Source organism: Paenibacillus sp. FSL W7-1332 (assembly GCF_037969785.1).
Taxonomy (GTDB): domain Bacteria; phylum Bacillota; class Bacilli; order Paenibacillales; family Paenibacillaceae; genus Paenibacillus_AQ.
This window is the reverse complement of the sequence record NZ_CP150209.1, coordinates 3,833,973-3,854,724: the sequence shown is the minus strand read 5'-3', so window position 1 is coordinate 3,854,724 and position 20,752 is coordinate 3,833,973. Positions and strand designations below refer to the sequence as shown.

At 51.3% G+C, this 20,752-nt stretch carries 15 protein-coding genes; 14 read left to right on the top strand and 1 reads right to left on the bottom strand.

The features are described 5' to 3' along the window. Positions 1-2 precede the first annotated feature (2 nt). From MKX98_RS17165 to MKX98_RS17115, 11 genes are all read left to right on the top strand, one after another. Complete coding sequence (locus MKX98_RS17165) at positions 3-962, top strand: sugar ABC transporter permease (RefSeq protein ID WP_339217339.1); 960 nt, start codon at positions 3-5, stop codon at positions 960-962. Positions 963-976: 14 nt separating this feature from the next. Beyond that, complete coding sequence (locus tag MKX98_RS17160; protein WP_181469880.1) at positions 977-1,840, top strand: carbohydrate ABC transporter permease; 864 nt, start codon at positions 977-979, stop codon at positions 1,838-1,840. A gap of 20 nt (positions 1,841-1,860) precedes the next feature. Next, entirely contained in the window at positions 1,861-3,318 is a 1,458-nt protein-coding gene (locus MKX98_RS17155; RefSeq protein ID WP_339224480.1) for an NHL repeat-containing protein, read from the top strand. Beyond that, positions 3,315-3,941 (top strand): Yip1 family protein, encoded by a 627-nt coding sequence (locus MKX98_RS17150; protein WP_007130191.1) that lies wholly within the window; start codon positions 3,315-3,317, stop codon positions 3,939-3,941. Before MKX98_RS17155 ends, MKX98_RS17150 begins: the two co-directional genes overlap by 4 nt. Positions 3,942-3,953: 12 nt before the next feature. Continuing rightward, the gene (locus MKX98_RS17145) at positions 3,954-6,512 is read left to right on the top strand and encodes a DUF5696 domain-containing protein (protein ID WP_339217334.1); all 2,559 of its coding nucleotides are present in this window, start codon (positions 3,954-3,956) and stop codon (positions 6,510-6,512) included. Then, positions 6,509-7,426, top strand: coding sequence for a sugar ABC transporter permease (locus tag MKX98_RS17140; protein WP_339217332.1), 918 nt, complete (start codon positions 6,509-6,511; stop codon positions 7,424-7,426). Before MKX98_RS17145 ends, MKX98_RS17140 begins: the two co-directional genes overlap by 4 nt. A 15-nt stretch (positions 7,427-7,441) precedes the next feature. After that, entirely contained in the window at positions 7,442-8,386 is a 945-nt protein-coding gene (locus tag MKX98_RS17135; RefSeq protein WP_339217330.1) for a carbohydrate ABC transporter permease, read from the top strand. A gap of 164 nt (positions 8,387-8,550) precedes the next feature. Beyond that, complete coding sequence (locus MKX98_RS17130) at positions 8,551-10,236, top strand: extracellular solute-binding protein (protein WP_339217328.1); 1,686 nt, start codon at positions 8,551-8,553, stop codon at positions 10,234-10,236. 85 nt (positions 10,237-10,321) lie between these two features. Further along, on the top strand, positions 10,322-12,073 hold the full coding sequence (locus MKX98_RS17125) for a histidine kinase (RefSeq protein ID WP_339217326.1): 1,752 nt from the start codon (positions 10,322-10,324) through the stop codon (positions 12,071-12,073). Then, entirely contained in the window at positions 12,066-13,688 is a 1,623-nt protein-coding gene (locus MKX98_RS17120) for a response regulator (RefSeq protein ID WP_339217324.1), read from the top strand. The genes MKX98_RS17125 and MKX98_RS17120 overlap by 8 nt, the downstream gene beginning before the upstream one ends. A gap of 171 nt (positions 13,689-13,859) precedes the next feature. Beyond that, positions 13,860-15,524 carry a glycoside hydrolase family 43 protein gene (locus tag MKX98_RS17115; protein ID WP_339217322.1) on the top strand — a complete coding sequence of 555 codons (1,665 nt, stop codon included), beginning with the start codon at positions 13,860-13,862 and terminating at the stop codon, positions 15,522-15,524. 110 nt (positions 15,525-15,634) lie between these two features. Here the strand turns inward: MKX98_RS17115 and MKX98_RS17110 are convergent, their stop codons facing one another. Further along, positions 15,635-16,408, bottom strand: coding sequence for a helix-turn-helix domain-containing protein (locus MKX98_RS17110; RefSeq protein WP_339217320.1), 774 nt, complete (start codon positions 16,406-16,408; stop codon positions 15,635-15,637). 308 nt (positions 16,409-16,716) lie between these two features. Here MKX98_RS17110 and MKX98_RS17105 point away from each other — a divergent pair, with 308 nt between their 5' ends. From MKX98_RS17105 to MKX98_RS17095, 3 genes are all read left to right on the top strand, one after another. Further along, entirely contained in the window at positions 16,717-18,021 is a 1,305-nt protein-coding gene (locus tag MKX98_RS17105) for an endo-1,4-beta-xylanase (RefSeq protein ID WP_339217318.1), read from the top strand. 99 nt (positions 18,022-18,120) lie between these two features. After that, positions 18,121-19,161: an endo-1,4-beta-xylanase gene (locus tag MKX98_RS17100; RefSeq protein ID WP_339217317.1), complete on the top strand. Its 1,041-nt coding sequence runs from the start codon at positions 18,121-18,123 to the stop codon at positions 19,159-19,161. 44 nt (positions 19,162-19,205) lie between these two features. Then, on the top strand, positions 19,206-20,729 hold the full coding sequence (locus MKX98_RS17095) for a glycoside hydrolase 43 family protein (protein ID WP_339217315.1): 1,524 nt from the start codon (positions 19,206-19,208) through the stop codon (positions 20,727-20,729). Positions 20,730-20,752 lie beyond the last annotated feature (23 nt).

Below are 20,752 nucleotides of genomic sequence, written 5' to 3'. Positions count from 1 at the left end.
CAATGCAAGGAGAACCAGTAATTCAAACCGTAAAGAGCCCCAAAGCGAATGTGCAGAAGAACAGCCGTTGGGTCTCTTTCATAAAAGAGTTGAAGCGAAGCAAGCACTATTATTTGCTGATGAGTCCGTATATGATTATTTTCTTTTTGTTTACGGTCATTCCGGTGGTCTTTTCCTTTGCCCTAAGTTTCTTCTATTTCAACATGCTGGAATTTCCGAGATTCGTCGGTTGGCAAAATTATTCGAGGCTGTTTCTGAATGATGATATCTTTATGATCGCCTTGAAGAATACGCTGATGTTCGCCGTCATTACCGGTCCCGTCAGTTATATCGCCTGTTTTGTATTCGCATGGATCATTAATGAATTGTCGCCCAGAGTGCGGGCGTTCATGACGTTGGTCTTTTATGCGCCATCGATATCGGGCAACGTTTACTTCATTTGGCTCATCATCTTCTCAGGTGACAGCTATGGGTATTTAAACGGGTTTCTGATGAAGGCCGGCTTTATCCTGGAACCGATTCAATGGCTCCTGAATGAAAACTATATTCTATGGATCGTGATTATCGTACAGCTTTGGCTGAGCCTGGGCACCAGCTTTTTGGCGTTTATCGCCGGCCTGCAAACGATCGACAAGTCGCTGATCGAAGCGGGGGCGATGGACGGCATCAAGAATCGCTGGCAGGAGCTCTGGTATATTACGCTGCCGTCCATGAGGCCGCAGCTGATGTTCGGGGCCGTGATGCAGATCACAACCGCATTCGCGGTCGCGGATATCTCCATCGCGCTCGCCGGGTTTCCGAGCGTTAACTATGCGGCGCACACCATTGTCACCCATCTGATGGACTTCGGCACGATCCGCTTCGAACTCGGCTACGCATCGGCCATTGCGACGTTCCTGTTCTTGCTGATGGTCGGAACCAACAAATTAACGCAAAAAATGTTGAGAAGGATAGGTGAGTAACGTTGGCTGCGAAAATGATTCGATATTTCCGGCTGCCGAGAACGCTGAACCGTTCTTTGCCCGTTAGCATTTTGCTGTTTGCGCTGCTCGCCTTGTTCGGAGCCTTCATGGCATTGCCCTTGATTTACGCGGTGAACAACGCATTCAAACCGCTGGACGAATTGTTCATATTCCCTCCGCGGTTCTTCGTGAACAATCCGACGATGGATAATTTCCTGGATTTGATGGTGTTAATGGGGAATTCGTGGGTACCCTTATCGCGTTATTTCGCAAACACGCTGTTGATCACCATCATTGGCACGGCTGGACATATCCTGCTGGCGTCTGCAGCAGCCTATCCGCTGGCCAAATACCGGTTTCCCGGCTCAAGGGCGCTGTTTTCGATTGTGGTGCTCGCCTTGATGTTTTCGCCCCATGTTACGGCGATCCCCAACTATATGGTCATGTCTTGGCTGGGTTGGATCAATACGCATGCCTCCATCATCGTGCCTTCCTTGGCATTTCCGCTTGGGCTGTTTCTGATGAAGCAATTCATGGAGCAGATTCCCGATGCCCTGCTTGAGGCAGCCAAAATCGACGGGGCCAGCGAATATCGGATTTACTGGTCCATTGTGATGCCGAACGTGAAGCCTGCCTGGCTGACGCTAATGATTTTACAATTTCCGGCACTTTGGGGCAGCGATGGGGGCAGTTTCATTTACAGCGAGCATCTGAAGACGTTACATTTCGCGCTCGGACAGATCACGGAAGGCGGAATCGCAAGAGCCGGCGTCGGCGCGGCTGTTGCACTGCTCCTGATGATCGTTCCCATTACGCTCTTTATCATCTCCCAGAGCAGTGTCATGCAGACGATGGCCACTTCAGGGATGAAGGACTAGAAAGGAGGCATGTCAGATTGATGAACAGCTTGCGCAAACTGAAAACGCCTCTCCTCATCATGATCTGCTGCTTATTGGGGGTTGGGGCAGGAGCGGGGAACGTAAGCGCCGAGAGCGCCTCGGACTCCTATATTTATTCTTATTGGGGCGATGCTGCAGCAGCGCCGGCCGCTTATGTGGCGACTGAATGGATAAGCGGCTCGGATCTGGGGACGGGTGCTTTCCAAGAGCCGAGCGATCTTCACGTCACCGCCGACAATCGCGTATACGTGCTGGATTCCGGAAACAATCGGATCGTTGTGCTGGACCATGATCTAAAGCTGGTAACCACCGTGGATTCCTTCACAAGAGAGGGCGAGCCGGATACATTTCTACAACCGCAAGGAATCTTCGTGACCGATGACGGCGAGGTGCTCGTAGCGGACACTGGAAACAAACGGGTGGTTCACTTGGATTCGGATTTTCAACTGATCAAGATCATCGATTCGCCGGAGTCGGAGCTACTGCAGGATTCGTTTAAATTCGAACCCGTCCGGGTCGTCATGGACCATGCGCAGCGAACTTACATCATGGCTGCCGGCGTGTTTGACGGTTTCATGGAATTCGATGCCGAAGGGGCGTTTACTACCTTCATCGGCGCGAATCGCGTTTATATCGATCCGATCGAATATTTCTGGAAGCAAATCTCGACCAAGGCGCAGCGCAGTCAGATGGTCATGTTTACGCCTACGGAGTTTACGAATCTGGATATTGACTCGGAAGGGTTCATCTATGCCACGAACGGGGACCAGTGGGGAAATAACATAAAGAAGCTTAATGCGCAAGGCAGCGATATTTTAAGAAGAACGGGGTATTCCGACCCGCAGGGCGACATTCTTTACCTCAGCAGCGAAGGTCCTTCTAAGCTGATCGACATCGATGTTACCGACAGCGAGATATACTCCACTCTCGATGGCAAGCGGGGACGGGTGTTCACTTACAACGGGGACGGACATCTGATGTACGTATTCGGCGGGCTGGGGAACCAAATGGGCCAATTTCATACGCCGGCCGCCATCGACCGAATCGGCGAGGATTTTCTTGTATTGGATAAAGCGCTTGGCGAAATTACCGTCTTCCGAACGACCGAATACGGTCGAACGCTGAATGAAGCCGTCAAAAGCTACTATCGTGGCGAGGAAGAGACCGCTTTTGCGTTGTTTAATCGAACGATCGCCATGAATGCCAATCTGGAATTCGCCTATGCGGGGATCGGCAAAGCCTTGCTTCGTCAAGGCGATTATAAGGGTGCCATGATGCATTTCAAACGCAGCTTGGATCAGAAAAACTATTCGAAAGCATTCCTGCTATACCGCAAAGCGGTCATGAGGGAACATTTTCCGTTGATCATGACCATGCTGTTCTTGGCCGGAATCGGGATATTTGCCGCATCCAGGCTTCGGAAAGTGAAGGAACGAAGAAAGGGGGCTTCCGCATGAGCAGGGAATGGATTCGGTTTCCCCTAAATCTCATGGTTCATCCCTTTGAGGGCTATTGGGACCTGAAATACGATCGCAATCGAAAATTCACGTTGATCATCTCGTTTTGCGTATTGTTTCTGGTTGCCGTTACGAACATTTTGGGGAGCCAGTACAGCGGTTTTCTAGTCCATGTGTACAATCCCGAGAGCATGAACAGCGTCATGGAAATCGTATATGTGATCGTGCCGATCTTGTTCTGGTGCGTGGCTAACTGGTCGCTTACGACCTTGATGGACGGCGAGGGCAAATTCGTCGAAATTTTTACGTCGACCTGCTTCGCGCTCCTGCCGCTCGTGATCATACAGTTTCCATGGATCTGGCTCAGCAATCTCGTGTCGCTGCAAGAGACCGCATTTTATTATTTTTCAAACTCCGTTGCGGTTCTCTGGTTCGTTTACCTGCTGTTTGTCGGCAATATGACGGTGCATCAGTTTTCCCCGTCCAAAACGATCGGAATTATGATGCTGACCCTGGTCGCCATGGGGTTTATGGCTTTTATCAGTTTGCTGTTTTTCAGCTTGGTCCAACAGATCGTGGCCTTTATTTCCGTCATCTATCAAGAATTGGTCATGAGAACTTAAGGAGGAGGAAGGATGGGCAATTTCGCTAAATACATGCTGCTTGCTGCCAGTGTGCTGACAGCGCTGATTATGGCCGGTTGTACGGATAAAGGACTGGAAAAGGCAGCTGGCGATGAAGGCAACGGGCCCGCCAACAGCTTTACGCCGGGAGCAGTTCTCAAGTCATCGTTCGTCAATCCGAACGTCAAAGGCATGAAAGGCATTGTCGAGAACGATCAGCTCCAGCTGCTAGCGGACGATCAGACGGGGGCGATCGCCGTCGTGCATAAGGCAAGCGGCGAAATTTGGCACAGCAATCCCCCCGGCCATCAGTCGGATCCGCTGGCCGCGGGCGTGAACAAAAGCTTGTTGTCCTCTCAGTTGAAGCTTGACTTTTATAACAGCTTCGGACAGATAAATTCGGTCAATTCGTACGCCGACAGCGCGGCTTACAAGCAAATCGGCATGGAGGAAATCCCAAACGGCGTTCGCGTTAACTACCGGTTCGGCACGGACAAAAAAACGATTGACGACATGCCCAAGAAGATCAGCAAGTCCCGCTTTGAACAGAACCTGTTAAGCAAGCTGGACAGCGCCGGCCAGCGAACGCTGAAAATCGCGTACACGGAAGATGCCGAGCAAGGGGTGTATGTCCGGTCCGACGGCGCGCTCAAAGGTCTGCAGCTGGAGCGTGCGCTTAAAGCCTTTGAGGATGCCGGATATACCGAGGACGATTTGCTGGTGGACATCGAGGAGAACCATTTGGATCAGACCAAGCCTGAACCGCGGGTATTTCACGCCTCGATCGAATATACGCTGGACGGCGACAGTCTGATCGCCAAGCTTCCGGTTTCCAGCATTGATTTCCCCGCTGAATATCCGGTGAACACGATCTCGTTCCTGAGCTTCTTCGGTGCAGGGGGGGCGGAGGATAAGGGCTCAATCCTCGTTCCGGACGGATCGGGAGCGCTGATCCATTTTAATAACGGCAAGACGCAGTACCCTTCCTACCAGCAGAGCGTGTACGGAATGGACCGAACGATGAGCGGAATCGAAACGGCGGACAGCAGCCAGGACGTCAGGCTGCCGGTGTTCGGCATCATCCGTGAAGGCGGGGCATTTATCGGCATCATCGAGGAAGGGGCTCCGGCCGCGACGATCAATGCCGACGTCAGCGGCAGGCTGAACAGCTATAACTACGTCTACCCGACGTTCATGGTAATCAACAAAGGCGACTTAAGCCTGGATGCGAACGGCCAGCAACGCTCGCTCCCGAAGTTCCAGGAGAATCCGATGCGAAGCGATTTTTCGGTTCGGTATGCGTTTGTGGGCAAGCAGTCGGCTTCCTATCCGGGACTCGCCGCCTATTACAGGAATTACTTGGAGCAACAGGGAGGGCTCCCGGCAATTGCCGATAGGAATGAAGAGAATATGCCGTTCTATCTTCAGCTTGTAGGAAGCATTTATAAGAAAAAGCATTTTGCAGGAATTCCGTATCGGGCGCTGGAGCCGCTCACAACGTTCGAACAAGCGCAAAGCATTCTGACAGAGATGGGCAAGCGAGGCATCCATGACATCAAATTGAAATATAGCGGCTGGTTCAACAAAGGGCTGGATCATGAGGTTCCAGGCAGCGTCTCCGTTGATCAACAGGTAGGAGGAGAGAAGGGACTTCGGCGTCTGCTATCCTATGCGAACGAGAATGGGGTAAAGCTGTATCCGGATGTCGCCATCCTTACCGCGCTGTCCGGTTCCGGGTTCAACGAGGCGAAGGAGGCGTCCAGAACGCTGCGAGGCATCCCCGCAGAGATCTATTCCTTCAATCCGGCGCTGAACCGGCGTCATCGGACCGGTTCGCCCGCCTATGTCATATCGCCGCGGTTCATAGGTGGCTATACGGAAGCTTTCTTAAAGGATTATGGAAAATACGGCGCTATTGGCGTGTCGCTGAGTGATCTTGCCGCCGAGCTGGACAGCGATTTTCGCAAGCATCGTCAAATTGACCGTACGGAGTCCGAACAGTTGTCTCTGGATGCGCTGAACAAGGTTTCAGAAACCAATCTTCAGGTCATGGCTGACGGAGGAAACGCTTATGCGCTGCCTTTCTTGACCGATATCACCCATGCGCCGATGTCTAGCAGCAGCTTTAAAATCGAAGACGCGGAAATTCCGTTCTATCAAATGGTTGTCCGCGGGCATATCGATTACACGGGAGCGCCTTACAATCTGTCCGCGTATACCGATGCCAAACCTTATATTTTGAAGTGCCTGGAGTACGGTGCTGGCGTGTATTTTCAATGGTTCTATGAACCTAATCACAAAATAAAGGACACAGAGCATAACGAACTGTTCTCTGCCAACTACGCGTTATGGATCGACGAGGCCGCCCGCATCTATGAGGAAGTCAATGCATTTCTGAAAAAGGTTCGCCATGAGCGGATCGTCGGGCATGACGAATTGGCTGACGGCGTGTTCAAGACGACATACGAGAGCGGCGTTTACGTCATCGTGAATTACAATCGTGCACCGGTGACGATAGACGGCGTAACCATTGAAGCCGAAAGCTATGTGACGGGTGGTGAAGCGCCATGAAATCCATAACCCAGCGATTGGGGCGAAAGCAGCGAAGCTATGGGAAACAGAAGGCATTATGGGGCATTGCTTATGTGATGCCTTGGCTGCTCGGTTTTATCTTTTTCTTCCTGATCCCTTTGCTGACTTCCCTGATCTACAGTTTTAGCACCGTAACGGCAAATTCCGAAGGAATCGGCATTACGTTTATGGGGATGAAAAATTACGTGACTGCCTTTACGGTCAACACCAGCTTTAACCGAATGCTGACCGAGGCGATCGTGAACATGGCGGTGAACGTGCCCCTGATCGTTATCTTCAGTCTGTTTTTGGCCGTCGTCCTGAATCAGAAGTTCCTTGGCCGTTCCTTTGCCCGATCGATATTCTTCCTGCCCGTCATTCTTGCTTCCGGGGTCATTCTGACCCTGGAAAGCAGCAGTCTTGTTCAGGCGATCAATGATCAGAATGCCGATTCCGGGGGGCTGATTAACGCATTGGGAAGCTTTGAACTTGAGCGATTAATGCTTCAGGCCGGCGTAAGCGAGACGATCGTAAACTATTTAACGGGAGCCGTGGATCGTATTTATGAGATCGTTAGCCAATCCGGCGTACAGATCCTTATTTTCCTGGCAGGCATACAGACGATATCCCCCCAGCTGTACGAAGCGTCCAAAATGGAAGGAGCTACGGGGTATGAAGCCTTCTGGAAAATCACGTTTCCGATGGTCAGCCCGCTGATTCTGGTCAACATGATATATACGATTATCGACTCGTTCTCCCGAAATGAGCTGACAGACTTAATCAAGACCACGGGCTTCGTCCAATTCGATTTCGGCCTTAGCTCAGCAATGGCCTGGATTTACTTCCTGGCCATCTCCATCATCCTGTTGATCAGCACGTACTTTGTATCCAGGAAGGTCTTTTACCATGAATAGAAGAAGGTGAATGCAATGTCGGTTTCTCGGTGGCTATCGCTCGAAAACTGGAAACGATGGCTCTGGTCTTGCATACGTTTAACATTGATCGCTGGCTTGTCCTTTGTCATTCTGTATCCGATTCTGCAAAAAATCTCGACCGCCATCAAAGACAAGGCCGATCTTTATTCACCGGTCGTTGTATGGATTCCGGAAAATTTCACAATGAGCAATTTCCTTGATGCGATCCGCATCATGGATTACTGGGAAACGCTGTTCAACACGTTTGCGTTGTCGGCAACGACGACGGTCTTGACGGCCGCTTCTTGCGCACTGGCGGGTTACGGCTTTGCCCGTTTGAAATTCAAGGGCAGCCAGCTTTTATTCGCCTGTGTCGTCCTGACGATTCTGGTGCCTCCAACCACGATCCTCATTCCCATTTACTTGAATCTGAAAGACTTTACGCTGATGGGCCTGATTCCGCTCCTCACCGGCAAGTCCGTCAACCTGTTGAACAGCTATTGGCCGTTCATTCTGACTTCGCTGACCGCCAATTCGCTTAAAGCCGGTTTGTACATTTTTATATTCCGGCAGTTCTTCCGCGGCATTCCGAAGGAAGTGGAGGAGGCGGCTTATATTGACGGCGCGGGCGTCGGAACCACCTTTACCCGGATCATGATGCCGAACGCGATTCCTGCCATCATTACCACGACGTTGTTCTCCTTCGTCTGGCAGTGGAACGACAGCTTCTACACAACGACGTATCTGACTTCAAGCAAAGTCATGTCCACCCAGCTGTCGTCGCTGCCGTACAACCTGTCCATTATGCTGGGCGGCGATCCATCGAAGGCGGACCCTTTTTATTTGAGTATGGTGCAGGATACCGGCATTTTGCTGGCCATCCTTCCCTTGATCGTTATCTATTTGTTCGTTCAGCGCTATTTCGTGGAAAGTATCGAGCGTACGGGCATCGTAGGTTAACATTTCAAGCTGAAGACCGCCACCCCGAATCTAGGGGGTGGCGGTTTTTGTTTGCATACGAGCAACACGTAAATAACGGGATAGGAAGTAAAAAAATGTTTATTGTGGGCCGGGGCCTTTAAAGTATAATAATACAATTAATCGATAGGAAAGGGTGTTTTCTGTTGCTGATCATCGTAAAGAACTTCTCCAAAGTCATGCTAAGCGCTTTACTGTTTGGTTCAACACTGGCGTCATGTCACCAAAGCAGCGGTATCGACCACAATCGAGGGCCGGAAACACGCGGGGAGGGCGTATACAGCGATAAGTCATTACGCGCTTATCATCCGCCGATCGAAGTCACGTTTGTGAGAGAAATCGGCGACGGCTTGGAAGATATTCTGAAGGCATTGCCTGATGAAACGCTGGAGGACAATCGCTGGAGTCAGTTGTACGAACAAGTTCTGGGCATTCAAATCAAATACAAATGGGCTGTGAGAAGCGAACAATACCACAAAAAGCTGGATATTATGCTGGCTTCAGGGGACATTCCGGATATCGTCAAGGTCAATGCCCAGCAGCTTAGGCAGTTGAGCCACGCCGGTTTGATTCAAGATCTGACGCAGGTTTACAAGGAATATGCTTCACCGTTGACACAGCAAGTTCACCGCCAAGAAGGGAGCGGTACCTTGGAATCCGGCATGATCGACGGCAAGCTGATGGGCATCCCGGAGACCGATTCCTCCATTGAAAAGGCGATGTTTCTGTGGATTCGAACGGATTGGCTGGACCGATTGGAGCTGTTGCCACCGAAAACGATGGATGACGTTCTTGCAATTTCGAAAGCGTTTACAGAGGAGGATCCTGACGGAAATGGCCAACAAGACACCTATGGGATAGCGGCTACCCAATATTTGTGGGACCCCGTCATGGGCTTAACCGGATTCATGGCCGGTTATGGAGCTTACCCGAACATATGGCTTGAAGACGGGAGCGGCAAGCTCGTATACGGAGGCATTCAGCCTGAAGTGAAACAGGCGCTCAAGGAGCTTCAGGATATGTATCGTCATCATGAAATCGACAGTGAATTCATTTTTAAAAACGGAAGCAAAGCCAAACAGCTTGTTGCCGATGGGAAGATCGGCATGGTCTATGGCGAGCAATGGGGAGCATTCTTGCTTCAGTCCAGCCGCAGCGGCGATCCGGATGCGGAGTGGCAGGCTTTTCCCATTGTTACTGACTCGGGCATAGCGCCAAAGGTTCCGCTTAAATTTACCACAAGTTCTTTTTACGCCGTAAGAAAGAATTTTGCTTACCCGGAAGCAATTCTGAAGATGTTCAATCTGCATCTTGAAAAAAATTGGGGCGAAACGGCAGAGTACGAAACTTACTACAACAATGTCATGCCTGTGTGGGGACTGTCTCCCGTGACTCCTTTCCCGGCTGATAAGAACCTCAAGGCTTACCGGCAAATCACCGAAGCGCGTCGTCAGGGCACGACATCTCAGTTACAGGGCGAGCCCGGATTCATACAAGGGCGAATCGATCGATATCTGGATAAGACAGAAGACGGCGAATCCGGCTGGGGTTGGGAGAAGATCTACGGGCCTTCCGGTGCGATGAGTATTCTCGACCAATACGAGGATAACCATCAGTTGTTGTTCGATGCTTTTGCCGGCGCGCCGACTGAAACGATGATTGAAAAACAAACGATTCTGGACAATCTTCAGCATGATTATTTTGTCAATATCATCCTCGGCGAATCCGTAGAACAATTCGACCGGTTCGTGGAGGAATGGTATCGGCTTGGCGGTGCTGACATTACGGCTGAAGTGAATCAGTGGCATGAGGACAAAAAAAGCCGTCCATAAAAATGTGCCGCACCCGCACGATTGGCTTTAAAGGCCGGCAGGCGGCCGATTAACACGCATATTCACACACATCGGAGGAGTTTAATTGCTTAAGTTACCCGTGAATTCCATTCGTAATACCATTTTTATTCGACTGGTCGCTACCTATCTCTTCGTCATTCTTCCGCTTATCATTCTCGGTATTTATCTGTATAACTGGAGTTACCAATACGCTAGCCAGGAAGTATCCAAAAATTCGCAGGCGCAGCTTTCGGCTTACCTGGATGGGTTGAACCGAGAAATCGAATGGTTGGAAATCCAGCAATACGATATTTTGCAGGATGAGGAACTGAACAAAATGGTGCTGACATGGGATATGATGAGCACGGTCGAAAGAAAAGCAAGCCTGCATTATTTGCTGCCGCGGCTGGTCTCCATCAAAAACAGCAGTGTCTACATAAAAGACGTATTCATTCATATCCGCAGCATGGATAAAACGATTTCGGCCATGACCGCGATGAATGCATTCGACTCGAGACGGTATAACGATGTCTATGCAGGAGAGGCGAACGGCAATCAAAGACTGCTGCAGATCGACGATACTTTCCATCTTGTGGCGGCCAAATACGGAGCTAGAAAAGGGGAAGAGCCGCTTCTGATCGTTCAGATCGAACTGGATGAGAGCAAACTCAGGGAATCCCTGATGCAAATCAGCGTATATCCGGAAAGCGGGGCTTTTATCGTCTCCGAGCCGTCCGGCTTTGCCCTGGCCAGCCATGAGGAGGCGGATCGTTTAATGAAAGAGGCCGTGCAGGCCATCCAACATGCGAATCGTCAAATTCTGAATATCGGCACAGGCAGGTATTTGATCGACAAGGCGTATTCCGACAAGCTGGACCTATCCGTGTTCACGTACTTGCCCACTGAGGCGGTGAAACGGCCGTTAAGTAAATTTTATGTCTGGGCATGGCTGTTTGCAGGCACGACCCTCTTGGCGATTGCCATCTACGCAGTTTCGACGTACAAATTGGTTCATAAACCGCTGCTTCTGCTTGTCCAGAGCTTCAGAAAAATGGAGGATGGCATGTTTAATATCCGGATCAAGCACGGACAAAAGGACGAGTTCGGCTATTTGTACGATCGATTCAATCAGATGCTCATCAAGCTGCAGCATCTGATTGACCAGGATTTCAGGCACAAGCTCATGATGCAAAGGGCGGAGCTGAAACAGCTCCAATCCCAAATCAATCCCCACTTTTTATATAACAGCTTCTTCATCCTGAGCTCCCTGGCCAAAACGGGGGATGTCACGCAAATCGAGTTGTTCACGAACATGCTGGGAGAATACTTTCGATTCATAACCCGCAATGATGCGGACAACGTTCCATTGCTGGAAGAGACGAGGCATTCCCGCATTTATACCGAGATTCAAAAGCTCAGATTTTCAAGGCGCATTCGCGTAGAATTCGGCGAGCTGCCGAAGGAAATGGAGGCGATCAAAGTACCGCGATTGATCATTCAGCCCATTATCGAAAATGCCTATGAGCACAGCCTCGAAAAGATGCAGGATGAAGGCTTGCTGCGTGTGTCGTTTCATCTGGATGACCAAGAAGCTTCCATCGTGATTGAAGAGAACGGGAACGGGCTGACGGATAACGATATCGACATGCTAAATAAGCGGCTTGAACGCACAGCCGAATCCGCCGAATCCCCTGAAGTGACGGGGCTTATCAATATCCATCGGCGAATTGCCCTGACGTACGGGGAAAGCAGCGGATTAGTCCTTTCAAGGAGTCCATTGAATGGACTGCGGGTCCAAATTCGAATCAGGCTGACGGAGGGGAATGAACATGTATAGACTGCTGGTCGTCGACGATGAAGAGATTATTACGAACAGTTTGTACGAAGTATTTCATCAGTGGATGCCCGAGAAGCTTGACGTTTGCCGGGCATACTCCGGCAAGGAAGCGCTGAATTGGATGTCGCGCACGAGAATCGACATCGTCCTGACGGATATACGCATGCCGGGCATGAGCGGATTGGAATTGACGGAGAGCATCCGGGCTCTCTGGCCAAGGTGCAGAATTATCTTTCTGACCGGTTACAGCGATTTCGATTACGCCTATCAAGCGATTCAGATGCCCAATGTCCGCTATTTGTTGAAGACGGAAGGCTTCGATAAGGTCATGGAGGTCGTGAAGGAAGTCATTCATGAAATCGAGAGCGGCAATCGCATGAATGAATGGCTCATGCAGTCCCGCGTGCAGATTGAAGCGCTGGAATGGATGGAGCAGGGAGAATACTTCCGGCAATTCGTCGCGGACAGCAGCCTGCTTGGACAGGACAAGGAAGCCATGCTGAGCGATTTCCGGACCTTGAACATCGGATTGGATCCGAAACTCCCTGTGCTGCTGGCTCTTGGCCGCGTAGCATACTCAGCAGGCAAAGCGTATGCAGAAAAGAAAAACAGCCATCGCTCGGTAAGGCTGATTTGGAATTCTTTTATGGATGAGCATGTCCGAAGCATCGGAGTCCTGGACAAACATGGGGATTTATTATGGATGCTTCAGCCGCGGTCCGAAAATCCATCCGGTGATCGTCTTGTTCTTTATTTGGAAGGGACGCTTGAACTGATCCAGGAAGCCTGCCTGGATTCTCTGGGACTTGCCGTATCGTTCACCATAAGCGGCTTCCCCTGCCGGTGGGAGGATGTAACCCCTCAATATGAAAGGCTGCGGAGACTCCAGCAGTTAAAGATGGGCGACGGCATTCCGATGATCCTGAAGGATCAAGTCGACTCTTCCCAGGCGTCTCACTGCAAGGAAGGAGTGGAGACGAGCCATAAGGCAGGCGTCTTGGAAGCCCATTTGGAGGCCGGAAGGGAGAGCGATTTCATGAGTGAATTGGAGCAATTGTCGGAATTCGTGCTGAACGGAGACGATCATCATCAGCATGCTGCACAAGCCTATTATTCTATCGCTCTCGTGCTGTATGCTAAGCTGACCCGGCTTGGGCTTCAAGACCCCACCGGTGAACGGGGGAAGCTGCTGGACTTGGAAGGTCATGATTCCATGAAGGAAGCTTTTCGGTATTTGAGGCGAACGGCCGAAGATATATTCGATTTCAAGCGCATGGATGAACGAGGCAAAACGGCGCATGTCATTGATCGGGTATGCCAGTATATCGAGGAGCATCTGGATCAGGACATCACCCTTGTGCATCTAGCCGAACGCTATTTTTTTAATCCCTCCTATCTCTCGCGTTTATTCAAGCAGGAACGGGGAATCAATCTCTCGGAATATATCGAAAAGTGCCGAATACGGAGAGCAAAGGAGCTGCTTAAGGAAGGGGATTTGAAGGTAAGGGACGTGGCGCCTCTAGTCGGATACGATGCCGCCCATTCCTTCACCCGCTTCTTCAAAAAGGCGACGGGTTTAACGCCGCAGGAATACCGGGACCATCTTGTAAAATAGGCAGGCGACCTATCATTTGCCCGGTGTTTTCAGATGGAATGTCCGGTTGTTGTCTTGCTTACCAAAAGGTACACTTTTTACGAACAATTCCGTTCATGTCGACCCGCATTGGGACTGACCAGATCGGAATGACAGGTCACCAAGTAACGATGAAGGAGGGCGTGTTCAGGGATGAAGCCCGGAAAGCCGTTACTGGTCATACCTACCGTATTTGCTTTCGTTTGCATAATTGTTGTTTTTGCAAACCTAGCGAGTCGTGGCCAAGACGATCCAAAAATGTTTAACCAGGAGCTGAGTGACAAGATGAGTGATGAAATCAAAGCCGGCAAAACAGGAACTGAAATGATGGGCCAGGGAAGCAGAGGCAATGTTGCGAGTCGGGATGCTGACAGCACCCGCAGGGAGGCTGCGGCCGCAATCGGCAAGATTCCGCCGAACGGGAATCCGGTGGTCTCCCATAAATTCGGCGCGGATCCCTATGCGCTGGCAGTTGACGGACGTGTTTATTTATATAACACGTACGACGCATTGGAGTATGACGGTGGCGGGAATGTCAAGGACAACAGCTACAGCACGATCAACAAGCTGTCCGTCATCTCTTCATCGGACCTGGTCAACTGGACCGATCACGGAGCAATCCAGGTCGCGGGACCGACCGGCGCTGCCGCATGGGCAACGCAATCGTGGGCGCCAGCGGCCGCGCATAAGGTGATTGACGGCGAGGACCGCTTCTTCTTGTATTTTGCCAACAATGCCAGCGGCATCGGCGTGCTGACGAGCGACAGCCCTGTTGGCCCGTGGACGGATCCGATCGGAAAGCCGCTGATCACAAGAAACACGCCGGGCGTGGAAGGTGTCACGTGGCTGTTTGATCCCGCCGTGCTCGTTGACGACGACGGGAAAGCTTATATCTACTTTGGCGGCGGCATTCCGGAAGGCGAAGCCGAAATGCCGAATACGGCTCGCGTCATGCAGCTTGGCGACGATATGATCAGCGTGCTTGGCGAAGCCGTCACGATTCCGGCTCCTTATATGTTCGAGGATTCAGGGATTAACAAATTTGACGGAAAGTATTACTATACGTACTGCTCCAATTTCTCGGAAGGAATGAGGCCGGAGAACAGCCCCCCTCCCGGCGAAATCGCCTATATGGTCAGTGAGCATCCGATGGGCCCATGGACGTATCAAGGGACCATATTGAAAAATCCCGGGCATTTCTTCGGGGTCGGAGGGAATAATCATCACGCCATCTTTCAGTTCCAACAAAACTGGTATATTGCCTATCACGCCCAAACGTTGTCAAAATCCATGGGAGTTCCGAAAGGCTATCGCTCAACCCATCTGAACCGCGTTTATTTCGAGACGGACGGTAGCATCCGGGAGATAGACGCTGACATGGAAGGCGTGAAGGGGGTCCAGCCGCACAATCCCTTTCAGCGAACGGAGGCAGTAACGATGGCATGGAATGCCGGAATTCAAGTCAATCCGTCTACTGCTGCTGAAGACTTGCAGGACAGCCCGATATTGGCGGTCACGGACATCCACGACCGGGATTGGATCGCAGTGGCCGATGTTGATTTCGGAAAAGGAGCATCCGCGTTTACGGCTTGGGTCTCGGGAGTGGAAGGAGGAGGAAGCCTGGAGCTTCGGCTGGATCATCCGGAAGGAGAACGGATCGGCACAGTGAACGTACCGCCAGCATCCGGTGCGAAGCAGCGTCAGGAAATATCCATTGAAGTTTCAGGCGCATCCGGCATCCATCATCTTTACCTCGTATTTACCGGAAAGCAGGATCAGAAGTTATTTGATTTCGAAGCATGGCAATTTGAACTGTGATTGCATATATACAGCCCGTCCATTCATAACGTGAAGATGGCAAGCTAAAAAGGCGCTCGCGAGTCAAGCAGCGCCTTTTTAGGTGCTCTAGGTAAAAATGTACGTACAAGTTAGTGCTGGCCAGAGGCAACGGGAACCGTACGGGATCCATGCAATTTTCTATACATGTTAGCGCTTACGCCGACATAAGTCTTGAATTTTTTATAGAACCAATCCATATCGTTGTATCCCACCGCGTCAGCGATTTCGTATATCTTCATGTCGGTATGCGTCAGCAAGAATTTCGCTTTCTCCATTCGCTGCTGCAGCAGATATTCGTTAAACGTCATTTTCTCGTGGAACTTGAACTTCTGCACCAAGTAGGAATAGTTGAAATGCATCCGCTCGGCAATTTCTTTTAAGGTGATGTTTTGGTACATCGAATCCTTCAAGTATTCCTTGACCTCTTGAATGACCTGATCCTCCTTTTCCGCATGGACATGGGACAATCTATTATCCGGAAACCCGTCACCGGAATGGGTTGCCGGCGAGATCATCCGCAAGCAAGTGTTGAGGTCTTCGACCGTGAACGGTGCAGGCAGATAATCATGAACTTGCAGCTGCAAGGCTTTCCGGGTCCAATAAAAATCCGTGCTGCCTCCGGTAACAATGATGGGAACTTGGCTTACGCGCCGGATGTTTGCGCATAACTCCATACCTTCGGAATCTGAACCAAGCGCATGGATAATCACCAAGGTGTATGGCTCCAAAGCAATGAATTGCATGGCGGACGAGGAGGACCTGACGCAGCGGAGCCGCGAGCATCTCAACTCATTCCAATCCGGCCGGATTCCCAGTGTTGCTTCATCATGGGATTCCAGATCAACAAACAGAACATCGTGCACAAAAGCTTCCCCCCAACTTCGTTGTAATAACGCTTTCATACGGTTTGATAACATTATGGGGAATGGAAACCCGAATCACAATGTGCCGATTTTTATATTTCTAACCGATATTTACTTCTTATAGAAATATAAGGGGCCTGTGTACGCGGAAGAAACATTGGCAACCCGAGATTGGACGGGTGAACGATCCCAAATTTGGCAGGTTGTTTCAACAAAATGTAAGCGCTAATATGGAGTTATGATTTATTCGGGCCGGGTCCCATAGCGGGATCCCTATCACTTGCTCGAAGTGGAAAGGAGGTCATGCTTTGCTTCGAATGCCTAAACGTGGCCGATGGGCGGCCACGGCAGTGGCAGCTGCGGTAGCAGCGTCCGTCGTTGTCCTGTTAATCCTGCCCCAAATGGGCAGCCGTGACAAGCCCCCCGCCGAAAGTCAGGCCCCAGGAAAACCGGAGGAAGGAGCAGTGGAGATAACAGGGGATTCGGATGCGTCGAACGGAAAACTGAATGCCGAACCCCCTGCCGGCACTAATCAAACGGCGTCAACTGAGCCGCAGGCACAGCCGTCCGCATCGCAAGATATTCCCTCGCTGCATGAACTCTTTGAGGAGGATTTTCCGATCGGCGCCGCGATCGAACCGAATCAGACCAACGGTCCAACATCGGAATTGCTGAAGAAGCATGTCCGCTGGCTGGTGGCGGAGAATGTCATGAAGCCGGATGCGATCCAGCCGTCGGAAGGCCAATTTATATGGACAAATGCCGACCGGATCGTGGAATTTGCCAAGGAGAACAACATGCAGGTCCGTTTCCACACGCTGGTCTGGCATACCCAAGTCGGGGCATGGTTTTTCCAAGATGCGGAAGGCAAGCCGATGGTGGATGAGACAGATCCCAAGCGCCAGGAAGCGAACAAAAAATTGCTGCTTGAACGCCTGGATACCCACGTAAGGACGATCGCCGGCCGATATAAGGGCGAGATTACGTCTTGGGACGTAGTGAATGAAGTCATTGAACCGGGGGATCCGGACGGAATGCGCGCGAGCGAATGGTATAAAATAGCCGGTACCGATTACATCGCAACGGCATTTCGAGCGGCTCGGGAAGCCGGAGGACCCGAAGCAAAGCTATATATTAACGATTACGGCACGGATAACCCTGTGAAAAGGGACCTTTTGTTTCAGCTGGTGAAAGATTTGCTGGAGCAAGGTGTTCCGATCGACGGGGTTGGACATCAGACGCATATTGACATTTATGGCCCATCGGTGGATTCCATCATCGCCTCGATGCGAAAATTCGCGGAGCTGGGCCTCGACAATCTTGTCACCGAGCTCGATATGAGCATTTATGCGTGGAATGACCGCAGTGATTACGGCCAAGATCTTCCGCATGAAATCCTGAACCTGCAAGCCGATCGGTATGGCGAGTTGTTCAAGGCATTCCGTCAAAACAAGGACATCCTCAGCGGCGTCGTTTTTTGGGGCATCGCCGACGACCATACCTGGCTTCATGGTTTTCCGGTCGCACGTACCAATGCGCCTTTGCTGTTCGACCGACAGCATCAGCCCAAACCGGCGTTTTGGGCTGTTGTTAAGGCGGCAAGGACGGAGTGATAAACGGACATCTCCGTATAGCCGGGCTAACATTTATGGATTTAATGCCCATAGCTTTAAGTCGCTTACGAAATAACGTTGATAAGGAGAGACCGAGTGATGAGAAGAAGCATGGAACGGCTGCCCAAGCTCCATGAAGCTTACGGCAATAGTTTCAAGATCGGAGCTGCCGTGAATCCGATCACGATGGTGACCCAAAAGGATTTATTGGCACACCACTTCAACAGCGTTACGGCAGAAAATGAAATGAAATTCGAGCGATTGCACCCATCGGAAGAGGTGTATACATTCGAGCAAGCCGACCAGTTCGTATCGTTTGCCAAATCGAACGGAATGTCGGTGAGAGGACATACCCTCGTATGGCATAATCAGACGCCGGAATGGGTGTTTCAAGACAGTTCCGGCCGGACAGCCGGCCGCGAGCTGCTGCTCGCTCGGATGAAATCGCACATCGATGAGGTCGTTGGCCGTTATCGCGGAGATATCTATGCTTGGGATGTCGTAAACGAAGCCGTTGCCGACAGTGGAAGCGATCTGCTTCGTTCCTCCCCGTGGCTTGCGTCGATCGGGGAGGATTTTATCGCAAAGGCTTTCGAATACGCGCACGAGGCAGATCCGCAAGCACTGCTGTTTTATAACGATTACAACGAATCCGTGCCCGAGAAGCGGGAGAAGATTTACGCGCTCCTCAAGTCGTTGAAGGAGCAGGATGTGCCGATTCACGGCGTCGGGCTTCAGGCCCACTGGAATTTGGAGTTTCCGTCTCTTGACGATATCCGCAGGGCAATCGAGAGATATGCAAGCCTCGGCATGTTACTGCATGTAACGGAGCTTGACGTATCCGTGTTTGCGCTTGAGGATAAGCGGACCGATCTGGCGGCGCCGACGGCAGAAATGCTTGAGCGCCAGGCGGAGCGTTACGGGCAATTGTTCCGGCTGCTTAAGGAGTACAGCGGCAGCATCGCTTCCGTGACCTTCTGGGGAGCGGCGGACGATTTTACCTGGCTGGATCATTTTCCGGTAAGGGGCCGTAAAAATTGGCCGTTCGTCTTTGACGAGAATCATCTTCCGAAGGAATCCTATTGGAATCTGCTCAAGGAAGCTGAGCCTGAAAGAACATTCCAGGATGTACGTTCGTAAGTCGTTTCCAGCTGTCGCCATTGGTTGAAAGGAGAATTCATCAGATGAACAAGACGCAGGTCAAGAATCCGGTCATTTGGGCGGACGTGCCGGATGTGGATGCCATCCGGGTAGGGGACGTCTATTATATGGTCAGCACCAGCATGCATTCCATGCCGGGCTGTCCAATTATGAGGTCCGAGGATTTGATGCATTGGGAGATCGTTAGTTACGTATACGATACGTTCGAAGACAACGAGGCCCATCGTCTGGAAGGCGGCAGCAATATCTACAGGCAAGGTTCTTGGGCGGCCAGCCTCCGCCATCATCGGGGGAAATTTTATGTTTGCTTTTCCAGCAACGATACCGGACGGTTTTATGTGTACCGCACGGACGATGTCATTCATGGGCCGTGGCAAAGATCCGTCATTGATGGACTGCGGCATGATCCGGGCCTGCTTTTTGAGAATGACCGGGTATTCGTGATCTACGGCAACGGGGACATTTACATCACCGAGCTGACCGCCGATGCAGACGCCCTTATGCCGAACGGAATTCACCAACGGCTCTTTGAAACGGAAACGGAGGGCATCGGCTTGCGCTGCGAAGGCTGCCATGCCTATCGAATCAACGGTTACTATTATTTGCTGTTCATTGAATGGCCGAAGGCAGGGTTCGGCAGCGGCCGGCGCAGACAAATCTGTTACCGGTCACGGGAATTGCTGGGCCCTTATGAACGAAAAATCGTATTGGATGACGATCTCGGCTACCATAACAAGGGAATCGCGCAAGGCGGGATGTTCGATACGCCGGATGGCAAGTGGTACGCGATGCTGTTCCAGGATCATGATGCCGTCGGGAGAATCCCTTGCCTGGTCCCGGTAGCCTGGGAGGAGGATTGGCCCGTCTTCGGCATCGAAGGCAAGGTGCCGGAACGGTTTGAGGTCGACTTGCCGCAAGCCGTTGCGAAGCCGCTCGTGATCAGCGATGAATTCGAATACGAATCGAATAAGCTGGCTCTGAATTGGCAATGGAACCACAACCCGGATTATCGGTTATGGTCCGTGACTGAACGTCCCGGTTTCCTAAGGCTGACAACAGGAAGCCTGTCACCGGCGGGCGTGCTGCAGGCCCGGAATACGCTGACGCAGCGCACGGAAGGGCCGGCATGCACGGGGACTGTCTTATTGGACACGGGGCATATGAAGCCCGGCGATCATGCAGGGCTTGTTGCTCTGCAAAGCCATTTCGGCACTGTCGGCGTCAAGGTCGCGGAGAACGGCGACAAGTTCATAGCGATGAGCGTAAACGATGGGAGCGGCAGGGAGAAGGAGCTGGAAACGGTTCGGTATCCCGGCAGGGAAGTGCATTTGAGAATTGATTTTGATTTTGAGAACAGCAAAGATGTGGCCTCCTTTCATTATTCTGTCGACGGGGCTGATTGGATGCCGATCGGCGGTGAGCTGAACATGCGGTATACCTTGGATCACTTTATGGGTTATCGCATCGGGCTTTATTATTATGCGACCAGGCAAACCGGCGGCCATGCCGACTTCGATTATTTTCGTTACGAAAAAGCCGAGCGTTAGAGCGCGTAACCGAAGAGAAGAGG

Bases quoted from the DNA above. Each gene is read 5' to 3' on its own strand.
- MKX98_RS17165 (WP_339217339.1), top strand. From the start codon at position 3: ATGCAAGGAGAACCAGTAATTCAAACCGTAAAGAGCCCCAAAGCGAAT.
- MKX98_RS17150 (WP_007130191.1), top strand. From the start codon at position 3,315: ATGAGCAGGGAATGGATTCGGTTTCCCCTAAATCTCATGGTTCATCCC.
- MKX98_RS17160 (WP_181469880.1), top strand. From the start codon at position 977: ATGATTCGATATTTCCGGCTGCCGAGAACGCTGAACCGTTCTTTGCCC.
- MKX98_RS17115 (WP_339217322.1), top strand. From the start codon at position 13,860: ATGAAGCCCGGAAAGCCGTTACTGGTCATACCTACCGTATTTGCTTTC.
- MKX98_RS17095 (WP_339217315.1), top strand. From the start codon at position 19,206: ATGAACAAGACGCAGGTCAAGAATCCGGTCATTTGGGCGGACGTGCCG.
- MKX98_RS17140 (WP_339217332.1), top strand. From the start codon at position 6,509: ATGAAATCCATAACCCAGCGATTGGGGCGAAAGCAGCGAAGCTATGGG.
- MKX98_RS17155 (WP_339224480.1), top strand. From the start codon at position 1,861: ATGAACAGCTTGCGCAAACTGAAAACGCCTCTCCTCATCATGATCTGC.
- MKX98_RS17135 (WP_339217330.1), top strand. From the start codon at position 7,442: ATGTCGGTTTCTCGGTGGCTATCGCTCGAAAACTGGAAACGATGGCTC.
- MKX98_RS17100 (WP_339217317.1), top strand. From the start codon at position 18,121: ATGAGAAGAAGCATGGAACGGCTGCCCAAGCTCCATGAAGCTTACGGC.
- MKX98_RS17120 (WP_339217324.1), top strand. From the start codon at position 12,066: ATGTATAGACTGCTGGTCGTCGACGATGAAGAGATTATTACGAACAGT.
- MKX98_RS17145 (WP_339217334.1), top strand. From the start codon at position 3,954: ATGGGCAATTTCGCTAAATACATGCTGCTTGCTGCCAGTGTGCTGACA.